Annotated in this window: 14 protein-coding genes and 1 pseudogene; 4 read left to right on the top strand and 11 right to left on the bottom strand. The window is 68.3% G+C overall.

Going from position 1 to position 14,385, the window contains the following annotated elements:
* Positions 1-50: 50 nt before the first annotated feature.
* From H1D24_RS15065 to H1D24_RS15055, 3 genes are all read right to left on the bottom strand, one after another.
* Positions 51-1,805: an ABC transporter permease subunit gene (locus H1D24_RS15065; RefSeq protein WP_181658065.1), complete on the bottom strand. Its 1,755-nt coding sequence runs from the start codon at positions 1,803-1,805 to the stop codon at positions 51-53.
* A 6-nt stretch (positions 1,806-1,811) separates the two neighbouring features.
* Positions 1,812-3,341, bottom strand: a complete 1,530-nt coding sequence (locus H1D24_RS15060; protein WP_181658064.1) for an ABC transporter substrate-binding protein — start codon at positions 3,339-3,341, stop codon at positions 1,812-1,814.
* 161 nt (positions 3,342-3,502) lie between these two features.
* Entirely contained in the window at positions 3,503-4,372 is an 870-nt protein-coding gene (locus H1D24_RS15055; RefSeq protein ID WP_181658063.1) for an arylamine N-acetyltransferase family protein, read from the bottom strand.
* Between the two features lie 267 nt (positions 4,373-4,639).
* On the opposite strand from H1D24_RS15055, the gene H1D24_RS15050 reads away from it, so the two are divergent.
* Positions 4,640-4,870: a hypothetical protein gene (locus tag H1D24_RS15050; RefSeq protein ID WP_181658062.1), complete on the top strand. Its 231-nt coding sequence runs from the start codon at positions 4,640-4,642 to the stop codon at positions 4,868-4,870.
* A gap of 581 nt (positions 4,871-5,451) precedes the next feature.
* Here the strand turns inward: H1D24_RS15050 and H1D24_RS15045 are convergent.
* The 6 genes from H1D24_RS15045 to H1D24_RS42370 all read right to left on the bottom strand — a co-directional run bounded on the left by H1D24_RS15045 (position 5,452) and on the right by H1D24_RS42370 (position 10,926).
* The gene (locus H1D24_RS15045; protein ID WP_309484318.1) at positions 5,452-6,297 is read right to left on the bottom strand and encodes an alpha/beta fold hydrolase; all 846 of its coding nucleotides are present in this window, start codon (positions 6,295-6,297) and stop codon (positions 5,452-5,454) included.
* Positions 6,298-6,466: 169 nt separating this feature from the next.
* The gene (locus H1D24_RS15040) at positions 6,467-7,066 is read right to left on the bottom strand and encodes a DinB family protein (RefSeq protein WP_181658060.1); all 600 of its coding nucleotides are present in this window, start codon (positions 7,064-7,066) and stop codon (positions 6,467-6,469) included.
* A 99-nt stretch (positions 7,067-7,165) separates the two neighbouring features.
* Positions 7,166-8,158, bottom strand: a complete 993-nt coding sequence (locus H1D24_RS15035) for a serine hydrolase (RefSeq protein WP_309484317.1) — start codon at positions 8,156-8,158, stop codon at positions 7,166-7,168.
* A gap of 338 nt (positions 8,159-8,496) precedes the next feature.
* A complete protein-coding gene (locus H1D24_RS44040; RefSeq protein ID WP_374064244.1) occupies positions 8,497-9,165 on the bottom strand; it encodes a VOC family protein in 669 nt (222 codons plus the stop codon).
* Between the two features lie 392 nt (positions 9,166-9,557).
* Positions 9,558-10,220 carry a hypothetical protein gene (locus H1D24_RS15025; RefSeq protein ID WP_181658059.1) on the bottom strand — a complete coding sequence of 221 codons (663 nt, stop codon included), beginning with the start codon at positions 10,218-10,220 and terminating at the stop codon, positions 9,558-9,560.
* Positions 10,221-10,800: 580 nt separating this feature from the next.
* The gene (locus H1D24_RS42370) at positions 10,801-10,926 is read right to left on the bottom strand and encodes a hypothetical protein (protein ID WP_258564085.1); all 126 of its coding nucleotides are present in this window, start codon (positions 10,924-10,926) and stop codon (positions 10,801-10,803) included.
* On the opposite strand from H1D24_RS42370, the pseudogene H1D24_RS44035 reads away from it, so the two are divergent.
* Positions 10,915-10,995 (top strand): annotated as a pseudogene (locus tag H1D24_RS44035) (AbfB domain-containing protein); the annotation flags it as partial. The gene H1D24_RS42370 and the pseudogene H1D24_RS44035 sit on opposite strands and share 12 nt — an antisense overlap.
* Here the strand turns inward: H1D24_RS44035 and H1D24_RS15020 are convergent.
* Both H1D24_RS15020 and H1D24_RS15015 read right to left on the bottom strand, forming a co-directional pair.
* A complete protein-coding gene (locus tag H1D24_RS15020) occupies positions 10,995-11,453 on the bottom strand; it encodes a hypothetical protein (RefSeq protein WP_181658058.1) in 459 nt (152 codons plus the stop codon). The pseudogene H1D24_RS44035 and the gene H1D24_RS15020 sit on opposite strands and share 1 nt — an antisense overlap.
* Positions 11,454-11,551: 98 nt before the next feature.
* On the bottom strand, positions 11,552-12,493 hold the full coding sequence (locus tag H1D24_RS15015) for a hypothetical protein (protein WP_181658057.1): 942 nt from the start codon (positions 12,491-12,493) through the stop codon (positions 11,552-11,554).
* Between the two features lie 213 nt (positions 12,494-12,706).
* Here H1D24_RS15015 and H1D24_RS15010 point away from each other — a divergent pair, with 213 nt between their 5' ends.
* Both H1D24_RS15010 and H1D24_RS15005 read left to right on the top strand, forming a co-directional pair.
* A complete protein-coding gene (locus H1D24_RS15010; RefSeq protein WP_181658056.1) occupies positions 12,707-13,702 on the top strand; it encodes an ArsR/SmtB family transcription factor in 996 nt (331 codons plus the stop codon).
* A gap of 102 nt (positions 13,703-13,804) precedes the next feature.
* Positions 13,805-14,206 (top strand): hypothetical protein, encoded by a 402-nt coding sequence (locus tag H1D24_RS15005; protein WP_181658055.1) that lies wholly within the window; start codon positions 13,805-13,807, stop codon positions 14,204-14,206.
* The last annotated feature ends 179 nt before the right edge of the window (positions 14,207-14,385 follow it).

The raw sequence follows: 14,385 nt of genomic DNA, 5'->3' as shown, positions 1-14,385 counted from the left end.
AGTCATCGAGGGGAGCGCGGGCGACGCGCCTTCGGATCTCGCGGCTGCGGTCATGCACTGCGCTGACGCAGCGCGGTGCCCGACACGGCGAGCACGGAGAGCAGGACGAGGGCGCCGGCCGGGCCCAGGACGGTCCAGGGTGCCAGCTCGGCGTACGGCTGGTTCTCGGACAGGAGCCGCCCCCACTCCGGAGTGGGGGGCTGCTCGCCCAGGCCGAGGAAGCCCAGGGAGGCCAGCACGAGGACGGTGGTGGGCAGCCGCAGCAGGGCGTTGCGGAGGAGGGCCGGCACGAGCGCGGGCAGCATGTGGCGGCGGAGCAGGTGCAGCCGCCCGGCGCCGAGCGAGACGGACGCGGCGATGTGGCCGCTTGCCCGTTCCTGTTCGAGGAGCGCGGCGCTCTGGGCGGCGTAGGGGCTCCAGCCGACGAGGCACACCGCGCACGCCGCGCCCCAGACGGACGCCCCGGTCACCGCGGTCGTCAGCAGTCCCGCGAGGACGGCCGGCAGGGTCGCCGCCGCTTCTGTCAGGCCCGCGCTCACCTGCGGCACCATGCCGAGCAGCAGTCCCGTGACGGCGCCGACGGCTGTGACGGCGAGCGCCACGCCCGCCGTGCGCAGCGCCCCGTGACCCAGCCGGGCCAGCAGATCACGGCCCAGCGAGTCCGTGCCGAGCGGGTGGGCGACGGAGGGCGGCACCAGCCGCGCCACCGTGTCGACGTGCAGTGGGTCGCGCAGCAGTCCGGCTGCGACTAGGCCGAGCAGCACAACGGCGCAGGACCCGGCGACCCAGCGCAGAGCGCGCCCCTGCGGGAGGGCGGGGCGGTGCAGCGCGGGCAGGGCGCCGTCCCGGAGCGGACGGCCGAGGAGTGCGTGCCGCAGGGCCCCCACGAGGAGACCGGCGGCCATGCCGAGCAGAGCGAGTGCGAGCGTCGCGGTCTGCAGCAGCGGGAGGTCCTGGGCGATGGCGGCGTCGAGGGCGAGGCGGCCGAGCCCGGGGATGTTGAAGATCTTCTCCACGGCGACGGCGCCCCCGACCAGCGCCACGACGGTCGGCAGCAACTGCGGAAGCACGCCGGGCAGCGCCCGGCGCAGCGCGTGCCGGGCGGTGTGGCCGGGCGGGAACCCGACGGAGTACCACGTCCGGGCCCATGGCTCGTGGAAGGCGGCGGGCAGCGCCTGGTCGAGCAGCCCGCCGATCATCGCCCCGGACGGTATGCCGAGGGCGAGGGCGGGCAGCACCATGGACTGCGGCCCCTCCCAGCCGCTCGAGGGGAACCAGCCCAGCCACACCCCGCACACCGTGGCGAGCAGGGAAGCGAGCAGGAACTTCGGAAGAGCGGCCAGAACCGCGGGCCCGGTGCTCACCCGATCCTGCCGCAGCCGCCGCCGGGAACCCAGGAAGACCGTGCGGGCGCAGACCAGTCCGGCCACCAGGACGGTGACCGCGAGCGCGCCCAGCATCAGCGTGACGGAGACTCCGAAGGCGCCCGTCACCTGGGGCAGGACCGGTTCGCCCGACACCCAGGAGGTGCCCGCGTCCCCGCGCGCCATGCCGCCCAGCCAGGCGGCGAGATGGGCGAGCGGCCCTTCGTCGAGGCCCAGTTGCTCACGTACGGCGGCCAGGTCCGCGGGCGATGGATCCTGATCGGCGGAGCGTGCCCGCAGGACTGTCAGCGCGGGGTCGGTCCTGGACAGCCAGGGCAGCAGGGCGACGGCGGTCACCAGCCCGGCGCCGGCGAGTACGCGGCCGGCCCCCGACCGCCACCGGCGCGGGCGGGCAGGGGCGAGGCCGTGGGCGACGCTCATCCGGTGCTACTTCAGGTGCGTGTCGAGGTCGATCAGGGAGCGCTCGCGGGGATCGAGGAGCACGCCTTCGACATCAGGGGCGATTCCCTGCACGGCCTTCTCGTGGACCAGCGGCACGACGGCGTCGGTGCGCAGGATCTCCGCCTCCGCCCGCATGATCTTCTGCTGCCGCTCCGCCGTGTCGCTCTCCTCGGCGGCGGCCCTGATGGCCTTGTCGACCGCGGAGTCCTTCAGAGCGGCGATGTTGTAGACGCCGTCACTCGTGTAGTCGCTCGCGAGGTAGGCGACCGCGTCCCCGGTGTCGAGGAGCGTCACCCGGGAGAAGACGAGCGCGTCGTACTTGCCGGCGAGGAGGTCGGCTTCCATCTGCGTGTACTCGCGTACGTCCTGCTTGACCCTGAACCCGGCCTTCTCCAGCTGCTGCTGGAGGACGCTCGCGGCCTCGGGCAGTTCGGCGCGGTTGGTGTACGTGGCCAGGCGCAGGGTCTTGCCCTTCGTCTCGGCCTTGACCTGTGCGGTGGTCGCGGCCTTGGCGCGGCCGGTGACCTCGACGCGCTTGCCGGCCGTCCAGGGAACGGCGGGCCCGAACAGGCCCTCGGCCGGGTCCGCGTACCCGCCGAAGACGGAGTCGACGAGAGCGGAACCGTCCACGGCCTCGCGGGCGGCCGCGCGCAGCGTGGCGTCGGTGAAGATGCCGCTGCCGGTGTTGAGGACCAGGCTGTCGGTGCGCACGGAAGGCACCTCGTGACGGGTGTCCTTGTCCAGCAGCTTCGCCTGGGCGGTGGGGATCCACTCGGCGATGTCGACGTCGCCGCCGCGCAGCGCGTTGGCCCTGGCGGTGCCGTCCGCGATCCAGCTCACATCGATGCCCGGGGCCTTCGCCTTGCCGCCCCAGTAGCCGTCGAAGCGGGTGAGGGCGGCGCTGGTCTTGCCGCTGAGACGGGTGATCTCGAAGGGACCGGTGCCGGTGCCGACCGGGCTGACGGTGCCGTCCTTCGCGTACGCCTTCGCGGAGAGGATGGCGAGTGCGGGGCTCGCCAGCCGCAGCGGCAGCACCGGGTCGGCGCTCTTGGTGGTGATGGTGACGGTGTCGGCGTCCTCGGCCTTGGCCGTCAGGCTCACGTCGCTGAGGACACGGGGCTTGGTCTCGGCCTCGTTCGCGTGGTCCAGCGCGTCGACGACGGACTGGGCGGTGACCTCGGTGCCGTCCTGGAACGACGCCTTGCGCAGCTCGAAGGTCCAGGTGGTGGCGTCGTTCCGCTTCCAGGACCGCGCGAGCGCGGGTGCGGCGGCGCCGTCCTCGTCCAGGGCGGTGAGGCCTTCGGCGACGGACAGCTTGCTCAGCACGGTGGCGTCGTTGCTGTACGGAGACAGGGCCTGCGCCGGCGGTACGGCGAGGGCGACCCGCAGGCGCCCGGCCGCTCCCTCTTTCGAGCCCGCCCCCGAGCTGCTGTCGCTCTGGCCCGACGCGAAACAGCCGGCCAGCAAAGGGGTGAGGGCAAGTGCCGCGATGAGCCCGCGGGAGGGGGTGCGCATGTCAAGGTCCTGTCGTACGGGCATGGGTGTGCCTCTGGCGTGCCATGTACGGCGCCAAGGGAAATGCAGTATATGAGGCAAGCCTTACCAAACTTACGACGGCTTGGTGAATTCTCAACCACTGGACTGCTGCCGCCCGGCGACGACGGACCCCCGGGTCCCTAGAACTCCAGCCGTGCCGTCTCCGGCAGTTCGATGCCGAAGTCGGAGTCCAGCACCCGCCGCAGCTCCGCCGGGTCCGTCAACTCCCGCTTCTCGCAGGTACCGTCGGCCCGCGTGATCACCAACACGTGTCCGGCGAGGGCGAGATGGCCGTCGGGCGTGGTGCGCTGGGCGTAGAGAGTGTGCTGGAAGGGGGAGCGGGGGTTGGTCGCCACGTGCCAGTTGATGACCTCGTAGTCGGAAGGTTCGAACGGCTCCCGGGTGAAGGCGTACTGGTCGAACCACGCGCCCTCCTGGAACGCCTGTAGAACCCACAGGTCCTCCAGGCCCTGATGCGGCTCGCGGACCAGGCGGTGCGTGCGGCCGCCGTCGTGGACCTCGGAGCCGGCCGTCAGCGGGATGGCTTCGAGCAGGCCGCCGATGCTGCCGAAGCCGACGTCGGCGAGGTACTGCCGGGATTCGTCCGGCACGTCCACCAGGAGAAGCATGTGCGTACGCGGGCGCACGGCGCCCTGTGCGCCGACGCGGACGCGTGCGGCGAGGCGGGTGACGCCGAAGCCGAGCGCTTCCAGGACGGCGGCGAAGAGGGTGTTGTGCTCGAAGCAGTAGCCACCGCGGCGGCTACGGACCAGCTTGGCCTGCAGGTCGTCCAGCGCGAGGGAGGGCGCGGAGCCGAGGACGGGCTGGACGTTCTCGAACGGAATGCCCTGGATGTGGGCCCGATGCACCGAGCGCAGCGTCTCCGCACTCGCCTCACGCCTTCCTGACCAGCCGATACGCGCCAGATACGCGTCGAGGTCGAGCCGAGGTGACTCGCTGGGGGAGGGGGCGGGCACGCTGGAGGTCGCCGGTGCGGTCGTGTGAGCCATGCTCCGATCGTAGGGACGGACGGCGGCGTCGACGTCGGACCAGGGGACCGGGCTGTCTCGTCCGTAGGGCCTAGACGGTAGATCCGTAGGGCCTGGACGGTAGACCTGGGCCGGCCGCGGTTCGCTCCGTCCCGCGGCACCCAAGATCAACTGGCGGTGTCAAGATGCGATTTTGCGTGACGTGACGCCGGCCCCCATGGCCCCGCTTACTGGACCTCAGACCCACCGCCATCAGGTGGAAAACGTCCAGTGAAAGGCAGGATCACCATGCGTAACCTCGCGAAGCGGACTCTGACGGCAGGCGCCGCGTCCGCCATGCTCTTCGGCGGACTCGTGGCCGTGTCGAGCGCGCCGGCCTCGGCGGCCACCACGTCCAGTGCCCCAGCCGCGACCCATGCGACGCAGTCGCATCACGCCATGGAGGAGTACGACTACGTCTGCTGGTCGTATGTGGAAGACGGGTACGGCAACTGGTATTACGAGGAGTACTACTGCTAGCAGCTCCGAAGACCCCCGTTCAAAGGCCCCGGATCTTGATCGGTTCAAAGGCCCCGGACCTTGATCGGTCCGGGGCCTTTTGGCTGGTGCCCCCGACCGGGTGCCCGGCTGGGATCTCGTGCCTCACTCCCTGCGCATCCAGGAATACAGGAACCAGGGCCACAGGAACCAGCCGACGGTCCCCGCCGCAAGCACGATGACTGCGATCTTCCATCCCCGTGACATTCCGCTGCCCCCTCTGACGTTCCGCCACTTCTCATGGTGTGGTAGTGACTTCGTCTTAAACAGGAGTTCGCCCCGCGGCTATCCGGTTCCAGCCGTCCAGGTCTGGGCACGGCGATCTTCCGATTCGTAACTGGCCCTGCGCTGCCCGAACCTTGGGCCGTCTCAGTAGTTGGGCGGCGCTGACTCCAAGACGTAGCGCGCCTTGGTCACAAAGTCGCGGTAGGCATGTGGAACCTTCGTCTGCGCTTCACGCAGCTGCGTCCGGGCGGCCGAAGCATCGTGCCCTACCGCTTCTGCATCCCCCGAGGCTGTCAGTGCCTTGGACCCCTCTGGTGCTTCGCTGCTGTATCCGGCAGCTATCTGCGGTCGACGAGGAAGTCGCCGACCACGGTCCGAAAGCCGTTCGGGTCTTCCACCCAGGGAAGGTGCCCTGCGCCGTTGAGCGTCTTCCGCGAGACCCGGGGCAGGGCCTGTTCCAGTGAGTCAAGCGCCCAGTTCGGTCGGATGTCCTCGGCTCCGTGCACGATGAGAACGGGCACGTCCAACTTTTCGCATGCCGCCCGCAGTTCCGGTGTTCCCGAGGTGCGGTTGACTTCGGCGTTGATGGTCGCGCTGCACTCGAAGTTCACGCCGTACCAGGGTGTGGCCGCGGCCTTGGCCTGTTCCAGCGCCCGCTCCCGGTCGGCATAGTCTGCGGACCACTGCAGCACGCAGAGTTCCCGGTCTTCCGCTTCGGTGCGCTTCCGGCTGTCCAGTGTTTCCCAGCGCTTCAGGTATTTCCCGAGGTTGGCGCGCAGGTTCCGCTGGTAGGTCGGCCGCCAGGTGTCGCGGTTGTCGATTCCGGTGCCGGAGACGTAGACGAACTTGCTGACGCGCTCGGGATGGTCCAGCGCGTACTGCAGTGCCAGCTGAGCGCCGTACGAGTGGCCCAGTAGCGCCATCCGGTCCAGCCCGAAGTGGCGGCGGACGGCGTCCAGGTCGGCCACGGATCGGGCGACCGAGTACGGCCCGCGCCGTTGCGACCGCCCGCATCCCCGTTGGTCCCAGCGGTGCACGGTGGCCCGGTCAGTCAAGAGCTCGGCCAAGTCGCCCAAGAAATCCCAGATGCCGGGTCCGCCGTGGCAGAAGACCACCGGAGTGCCCTCGCCGCCTCGGGTCGCCCACAGCCGGACCCCGTCTTCGGTCAGCACCGTCTCATCCACGTCCGCAAGTCTGGAGCAAGTCGAGCGCCCATGAGTCGACGATCCTGAGAACCCTCGTGGCGCAGGCCACTGTGGGTTCAAATCCCCCACACACCGCGCAGCTTGAGGCCCCTGCCCAGGTAAAACGGTCGGGGGCACATCGCTGTTGCCCTTGTGATACGTGTCCGCATCAGCCGGTCGGCTTGTCCGAGTGAACCCCTGTTGCGAATGAGTCCGCTGCTGCCTGGATCCCAGCAACGTACTCACGCCACCAAGCCTCGTCTCCCATCGCGTCATGGTCCGGACCGGCGCGCCCGTCGATGAGCTCTCGCATCACATCGGCGTGGCCGGCATGCTGGGCAGTCTCGGACACCATCCGAATGAGCAGCACGCCCAAGGTCGTGTCGCGCCTTCCCTCCGGCCAGTGGGCCACCCACCCGGGGGTCTCCAGGTCCAGGTCCGCGATGGTCTGATCGCCGTGCGCACAGGCGCGTTTGTAGAGCCCGATCAGGTACTCGCTGGACTCATCGGGTGTCGCCCACATGTCGGCGCCCTGCCAGAGCGAGCCGTCCTCGATCCACGACATGGTCTCGGGCGCCGGTCGCTTGAATGATCCACCGAGGTACTCGTACTCCACACCGGCCAGGTGCTTGATGATGCCGAGCAAGTTGGTGCCGGTCGGTGTCATGGGCCGACGCAGGTCGTACTCGCTCAAGTCCTCAAGCTTGCTCAGTAGCCCTGCCCTGCCGGCTTGCAGCTTGCGATGCAATTCCTCTTTGAGATCGAACACCCTCGCCCCTCAGTCTCGTGGCCTGACTCGGCTGTTGTACACCCTGCCGGTGGGAACTGGAGCTCCGCCGAGAGGGAAGGCGCGGTGCGGTCCATGGCCTCAGCGGCTGCATCCGCAGCACGCTCCTCGATCTCCTCGGGTACTTCCCGCTCGTCGAGCACGGAGAGCCGACCAGCGGTGAAGTGCGTGGCCGGCTTCCACGCCGGACGGCGCCCCGCCTTCCGAGCAGCACGTCCGATGGCGGCGGCAGCCCAGCGGGCTGGGCGGGACCGCTGGCGGGCGTCCTCGGCGCCGTACTGCTGGCGGCCTCGGTGGTGCTGTGGCGGGGCCGTGCTTCGCACCGCTGAGGCTGTGCGCCTCCAGAGCAGTCAGGCTCCAGGGTTTCGGCCGCTGGCTCTGCAGGGCGGAGACCGCCGCCTTCGCAGCGTCCTCGACCAGGGAAATCCCTTTCGACATCGACGCATTGCCGTCGGACAGGACCGCGATCAGGTAGTGGCGGCCATCCGCCGTCACTCGTCCGATGCTGTTGATGTCCCACAGGCCGGTCGTGATACGCGGCAGCCAGCCGTTCTTGAGCGCCCACCCGGAATCGGCCGCCGCCGAGACACCCCAGATCTGGTCCTGCGCAATCCGCCCCATCAGCTTCTGGATGTACGCGCGCGACGCCTGGTTCAACCCGCCGGAGGAAGCGGACGACGACGCCGGTCCCGTCTCCGTTGCCCCGAACACGGCACGCAGCAGCGTGAGTTGGTCCTTCGCCGTCGTTTGGGTCAGCCCCCAGCGGTTGCCGTGGCCACCCACCGTCGAAACCAGCCCCAGCCGCTTGTTCGCGGCGTTCAGGCCGTCGGCTCTGCCGATCGCCCGCCACAGAACGCCTGCCGAGCCGTTGTCGCTGTTCTGGATCATCGCCTTGGCGTGCGAGCGCTCCTTCCTGGTCAGTTGCCGCTTTTCGTCTTGCGCCTGGAGCAGCAGCGCCGCAAGGAGATTCACCTTGATGATGCTCGCGGCGTCGTACGTAGAACGGTCGTTGTACTTGGCGTATGCGGCGTCACGGGCCTCACGGTGCCCGCCGTACAGGCCGATCGCCGCCACGGACAGCCGTGCGCCCCCGTCCGGAACCGATGTGAGCGCTTCGGCCAGCTTCTTGCCGGGGTCTGCGGTCGATGCCCCGCTGGGGGGCTTCAAGGGAGTCGTGGGCACCCGGTCCCTCGGCAGCGCCATCGGGGCGAGGGCCGGCTCCGCCGCGTCGACCGTCTCGCGGGTACTGGTGGCAGATCCTGCGAGCGCCCCTAGGACGGCAGCGGCGGCGAAGACGCTCACTATGTGGCGATGGCGGTTCGTTCGAGCTGAGCTTCGCCTTCGTGGCACGGCGACCAAGCCTCCGGAATCCCGATAGTACGAATGATGAGATGATCACGAGATTATGGCGGCTATGCGGTTCTATGTCGTAAATGGGTGTCTCGACGGGACCCTTGTCGTCCGGTCCGGGTACGGGAGCGTGGCGTACGGCGGCATGCTGGGCCGAATGCCAGGACTCGGCGGACCAACCGCCGGGTAGTGCGCAGTCCTACGGTGACTCGGTCGCCTTGCCGCTCCGGCGAGGCATCCCGCGATAGATCACCCAGAGGCTGACCAGAACAAGTAGCGCTCCGCCGATCGGCCAGCCCACGGACCCGCCGTCGCGGTAGTCCCTGATGCCGATCGCAAGAAGTAGGGCGGACAGGGGCAGCCCTGCCCAGTCGAGGGCTCTGCTCAATCTCGCAGGAATCGAAGGCTCGTTCACAGCCTGATCCTGGCAGGCGCTTATGCCCTCCACCAGACAGAAGCCCGCTCAGGCGCAGCCTCAATCGGCAACCGGTGACGCAGAACTCGTTGCCCTCGACGTCCTGCATGATGACGGGGCAGTCCTCGTCGTGGCGCAGGAAGACGGCGCCCGCGGCCACCAGTCGCGTGACCTCCGCCTCCTGCCAGGCGCGCTGTTCGGCTCCGCGCAGGTCGATCGGCGGCTTGAGGTCCAGGTGCACGCGGTTCTTCACGGCCTTGGACTCCGGCACCCGGAGAAAGTGGATGTCGGGCCTGGTCCCCTTGGCGTCGACGATGTTGAGGGGGAGGATGCTGCCGCTGCCGCTGCCGCTGCCGCTGCCGCTGCCGCTGCCGCTGCCGCTGCCCGCCGCTGTCGACCCGGTTGGCCCTAAATTCGTGGCTGAACTTCACGGGGTTGGGGGACCGGAGGAGCGACGGTCGCCCCCGGTCGCTTGGTCAGCCTGACCGTCGCGCGAGGCCGGCCTCACGGTGGACCTCACGGTGGAGTACGAGGACGGCTCAGGGAAGCGCCGCACCGCCCGCATCCGACACGCTCGCGACTGAAGGGAACCGTACGGTAATCAGCCAGAGTCAGATGCAGAGGCTTTGGCTGATGGCGGGGTGGCCGAGGCGCTGCAGGGCATCCATGGTGCGGGATTCGCGCAGCAGGACCTGAAGCCGTCGAACGTTAACGGCCACGATGCTCCGTCTCCCCGTCCGCCTCGTGCGTGACAAAACGGCCGCCCTCCCATGTCCAGGTGACATGGCGGAGTATTGAGGGTCCCTCCGCATGACTGTCTTCAGGTCCGTAGAACTTGACGTCAGCGGCAAGCCGACCATCCTTGATCATCAGGGATTCCGGCTGATATTTCGGCGACAACTCAGGGACATCGAAAGTGGGCGTGCGGCCTATCTCGCTGCCGTCATCGGTGCGGTAGACGCGCAGTTCCTGCAGGAAGAAGTTACTCGGTTGCGGAGAGCAGTAGAACAGCACAGCAGTCACGTTGCCGAGGCGCGGCAGGCTACCTTGGGCGGTCCGCTGGACTTCCACCTCCCAGCGGTCATATCCGCCGATGCCGCCGCCTTTCGCACGCCCTTTGCCATTGTGTACAGCCACCTTGACCGGCTTGTCGACGATGTCATCGCAAGTGAGGCTATAACTGCGATTCTCCCAGTCAAGCACTTCAGGCGCCGATGGCTTGTGCGCCTTCGACCCCAGGAAGTCGCTGCCCTGCTGGGCTTGAGATGCTGCCCGAGCACTAGTAGAACCTGTTGCCAGGGTTGATCCTCCAGCAAGGATGCAGGCTGCGCCGAAAGCAACTGAGGTACGCCGCCAAAAGCTTTTCCACATAGGAAGGATCCCTCTAAATCTCAAGGCAGTCCAGCGATCCCGGGTATGGGGCGCAAGCGCCCGCTCGGGGTATTGGGGGCACAAATCAGCCGCGCTGTACGGCTTCGTTGTTTTCGTCCACCATGGAATCGATCGAGCACTCTACGGGGCCGTCCGGAACACTGCTGACCGACGCGGAGGGGTCACTGTCATATACCTGGGTCGCACTGCCCACCGCTCCGCTCTCACCGCGAAGCACAGGGCGGCCGGCAAGATGACAAGCAAATGCCTGATGCGCATAAGAGTCTCCCCCGGTGAGATTAACCTTGGATTATGGCCGAGATCACCACCTACTGCGTCACTGGGTGGCAGCGTTCTGCCCAGGCGAGTGACGGAGAGCGTGCTGCACGCATCACTTTCAGAATTAGCCCATATGGGGAATAGGGCAACTTGAGCGAGAACCACCTGGCGCCGGCCGGGCTTTTCGCCGGTCTGGTCGGCCGGGGGCAGGTTGCATGGGTGTCTTCTTTCCTGGGAAACGGGAGCGGCCCAGCCGGTTGGGCCGGGCCGCGTGATGGGTCATCAGTCCTGCTCCGCCAGCTCAGGCGACGATCGAGCCCATCGCGTCGATGAGGGCCTTGATGTTGGTGGCCACGGTCACGTCGTCGGCGCTGTCCCAGTGGCCGCAGATGACCTGCGCGCCGCCGTGCTGGTATACATCAGGCACTCCGACTACGTCCTGCGCATCGACCCGATCTCCACGGCCACCGACCGCGCGGACGCCACCTTCTCAGTTCAGGAGTCCAGGAACTTGTCGCACTCCGATGCCCACACCCACCGGTGGGAACTGATGGCGTCGCTCACTTGGTAGCCGCTGGTGAATGAGTGCGGGAAAAGGATGCTCATGTAGTACTCCGACTGCTTGATGCAGGTGTGGCCTCCGGCCCAGTCCGTCCCCGTTCCGTTGAAAACCTGGACGGCCATGCCGGAGGTCCCCTTGTGCAGAATGGATCCGGCCCGATTGGTGTCGGAGCCCTGGAAACCACCCGTGCTGTTACCCCAGTCCGAGTCGTTGCCGGATGACCTCCCGAGGTAGTCGGTGCAGCCCTGAGCGGCGTAGGCGTAGAAGTACCCGAGTGCGGCGTTGTTCCACGCGTAGTCGCAGTTCACGGATGCCTGTGCGCTGGTCGCCGGGACGATTACGCCGAGGCTTGCGAGTCCGAAGGTGGCGGCGGTGGCGAGGATCTTACGCATGATGAATCGCTCCTTGTTCCGTTGGAGTCGTGCACGGCATTCCGCAGTCGGACTGCGGAAGTTTCAGGAGTCCGGGGACGCCGGACGGACATGTGACGTCAGGCCGTCGAGCCGGTGATGTCTTCGGCCCGGGCCAGCGCGGCGAGGCGCATGCGCTGATAGGCGGCGATGTCCTCGCTGTATTGCTTGAGCTTGTTGTCGCGGTACTCGGTCTGCAGCGCGCGTGCCGTAGCTGCCAGAGGCGTCTGGACGGCGCAGGTGGCTTCGGCGACCGCCAGTTCCACCTCCGCGGCGTACGCCTTCTCGGTGCTCAGCCCCTTGGTGAGCTCCGGAAGCCGTTCGCGGATCTGCGGCGGGTCGCCGTAGTCGTGGCCTGCCTCGCGCATGCAGGCGGACCAGTCCTTGACCGCGTTCACGAAACGCTCGTCCTTGACGAGGTCGGGCGCGTACAGGGCGGTCAAGTTCGTGGCGGTCTTCTCAACCTGGAACCAGGCCTCGAAGTCTCCATAGAGCTGGTCTTTGGCATCGACGCGGCAGCTGTCACGCGGGGTCTGGATGGCACCGCCGCGGGGCAGCTCGGCTGTGAGCATTCCGCTCGATGGTCCGCCTTCGAGAGCCGTGCTGTAGCGGACACGGTCCTTCTGCGAGAGCCCGTTGGCGTACGCGTGGTTGGGATCGTTGCGCTGGGCTACCTGGACCTGCTCCTCGAGCCGACTGCCGTAACCGTGCTCCTTCGCCCAGTCGGCGTTGGTCAGCACGTAACCGCCGCCCTTGAGGTCGTCGACGGTCGGCAACGGCCCCACCCAGTACTTGAAGCCCTCGCCCTCCATGCACTTCTTGACGAGCAGCTCTTCCGCACGCTGGACCAGGATCTGCTCGGCATCGGTCAGCTCTCGCCCCTGGCTCGTGGTGTTCTCGGCCGAGGTGTCCTGCCGCTGCCGAGCGGAGTCCGACTGGTCCGTCTCGTTTGCGGTGCAGCCGGCCATCGTGAGAGCGACGATGGCCGCGGCCGTGCACGCGGAACTGAACGCTCGCCTCATGCTGGTGTTTCCCCCGGTTGCTGCGGTGCTGTGATGGCCATGTGAGTTCCCCGTAGTCGTTGCAGCCGGGTGCGGTGAACCGCGGTGGCCCTGGTGATCAACGGATCACTCTCCCGCGCGCCGGTTTGCTCCATCAGCGTGTCTGACGTGAGCCTGGTTCAACCAGGCTTTTCGGCCCTGCCGAAATAGCCCAGGGCACGAGGGGGGAATGGAGTGCTCCGGATTCACTTCACCGATGCCGACCTGGCCCGAACCCGCATTGCGGCCGTACCGGACCCGCTGTGGGAGATCTGCGCGAGCCTGCACCGCTTCCAGTCCCGCCAGGGCCGATGGGCCTACGCGGACTGGTTCCGCACCGCACGCACCCGGCTGCACGCCGCAGGATTCGCCCCCACACTGCGCACCCTGCTGCTGCCACTGGTCCCGCGCGCCGCGTACTTCCCTGACTTCCTCACTCCACCTGAGGCCACCGAAGGACTCGACGCCGGACTGGAGGCCATCCTGGCCACCCCGAAGCGCCGAATCCTGGACGAGGTGGGCATCCTCGCCCGCACCAGCGGAGCCCCCGCCTGGGCTCCGAGCCTGGCCGAGCCGGATATGCGCAAGGAACTGGTGCAGGCCATGCGGGCTTACCACGACACGGTCATCGCCCCGCACAGCGACCACATCCAGGCCCGCATCGAAGCCGAACGATCCGCCCGCGCCCGCGCCATGCTCAACGGGGGCATCGACGGGGTCCTTCAGAGCCTGGGGCCCGACCTGCGATGGCAGCGCCCCATTTTGCACACTGTCTATCCCGAGGACCGCGACCTGCACCTCAACGGCCGTGGGCTCCTCCTGGTGCCGTCCTACTTCTGCTGGGGGAACCCAGTGACCTTCGGCGACACCACGCTGGATCCCATCCTGATCTACTCACTCAGCCACGAGCCCCACCACAGCGCGCTCCCCGGGGACCTCGGCTCCGGTGCCTCCCTGAAGGCTCTGCTCGGCCGCACGCGCGCCGCCGTCCTGCGCGCCGCCGCCACCGGCGCCACCACCGGCGAACTCGCCCGCGCCACCGGCGTCTCCGCGTCATCTGCCAGCCAGCACGCCACCGCCCTGCGGGACGCGGGACTGATCACCAGCCACCGCCACGCCGCATCCGTACTGCACACCCTCACGCCTCTCGGAGCCGCCCTTCTCCGTGCCAACACCCCAGGCTCCCCGTGACCACGGCGACAGACTGTGCCCTATCGTCGCTGTCTGGTGCTGCGCCGCGGTTCCGCCGATGGCCATCGGCGCGTTGACGGGGCATGGTGCTTGCTGCGGTTCGTGGCGACGGCCACCAGCACGCCGCCCCATCCCTATGACGGCTGGTCGCACCGGCTGATCGCCTGTCACCTGGCGGACGCGGGTATCTCCGCCTCCCAGGTCGGACGGATTCTGGCCGCGCTGCAGGTCAAGCCGTACCGGGTCCGCGGCTGGCTGACCCGGCCTGCTGACCCGGACTTCTTCACCGAGGCGGCAGAGGTGTGCGCCCTCTACCGCAGGTGCCCGCCGGACTCGGTGGTGGTATCGGTGGACGAGAAGACCGCGATGGCCGCCCGCTCCCGCAAGCACCCAGACCGGTCTCCCGCGTCCGGGCGGGTGCGCTGCGGGAGTTCGAGTACATCCCTTCTTCTCCCTCCTGGCCCGCGCCGTCCTGCGCCACGGGGACTTCTCCTCCCGCGGTGACCTGCTGGAGCCATCAGCCCGCTACCCTCTAGCCGCCCGGGATCGTCCCAGGCCAGACAGCAAAGTTCTGCTGGAGTACTAGGGGGGCCTAGGGCGTGTGTCGAAAGTCCCGCCTGCCCCGCGACGCCTGGCACGCACGCTCGCAGTGTTGCCGAAACGCCCGAATAGCTCCGCTATTA

This window comes from Streptomyces himalayensis subsp. himalayensis (assembly GCF_013778455.1).
In the GTDB taxonomy this organism is placed as follows: Bacteria; Actinomycetota; Actinomycetes; order Streptomycetales; family Streptomycetaceae; genus Streptomyces; species Streptomyces himalayensis.
The sequence above is the reverse complement of the archived record's forward strand: the minus strand, read 5'-3'. Positions and strand labels throughout refer to the sequence as shown.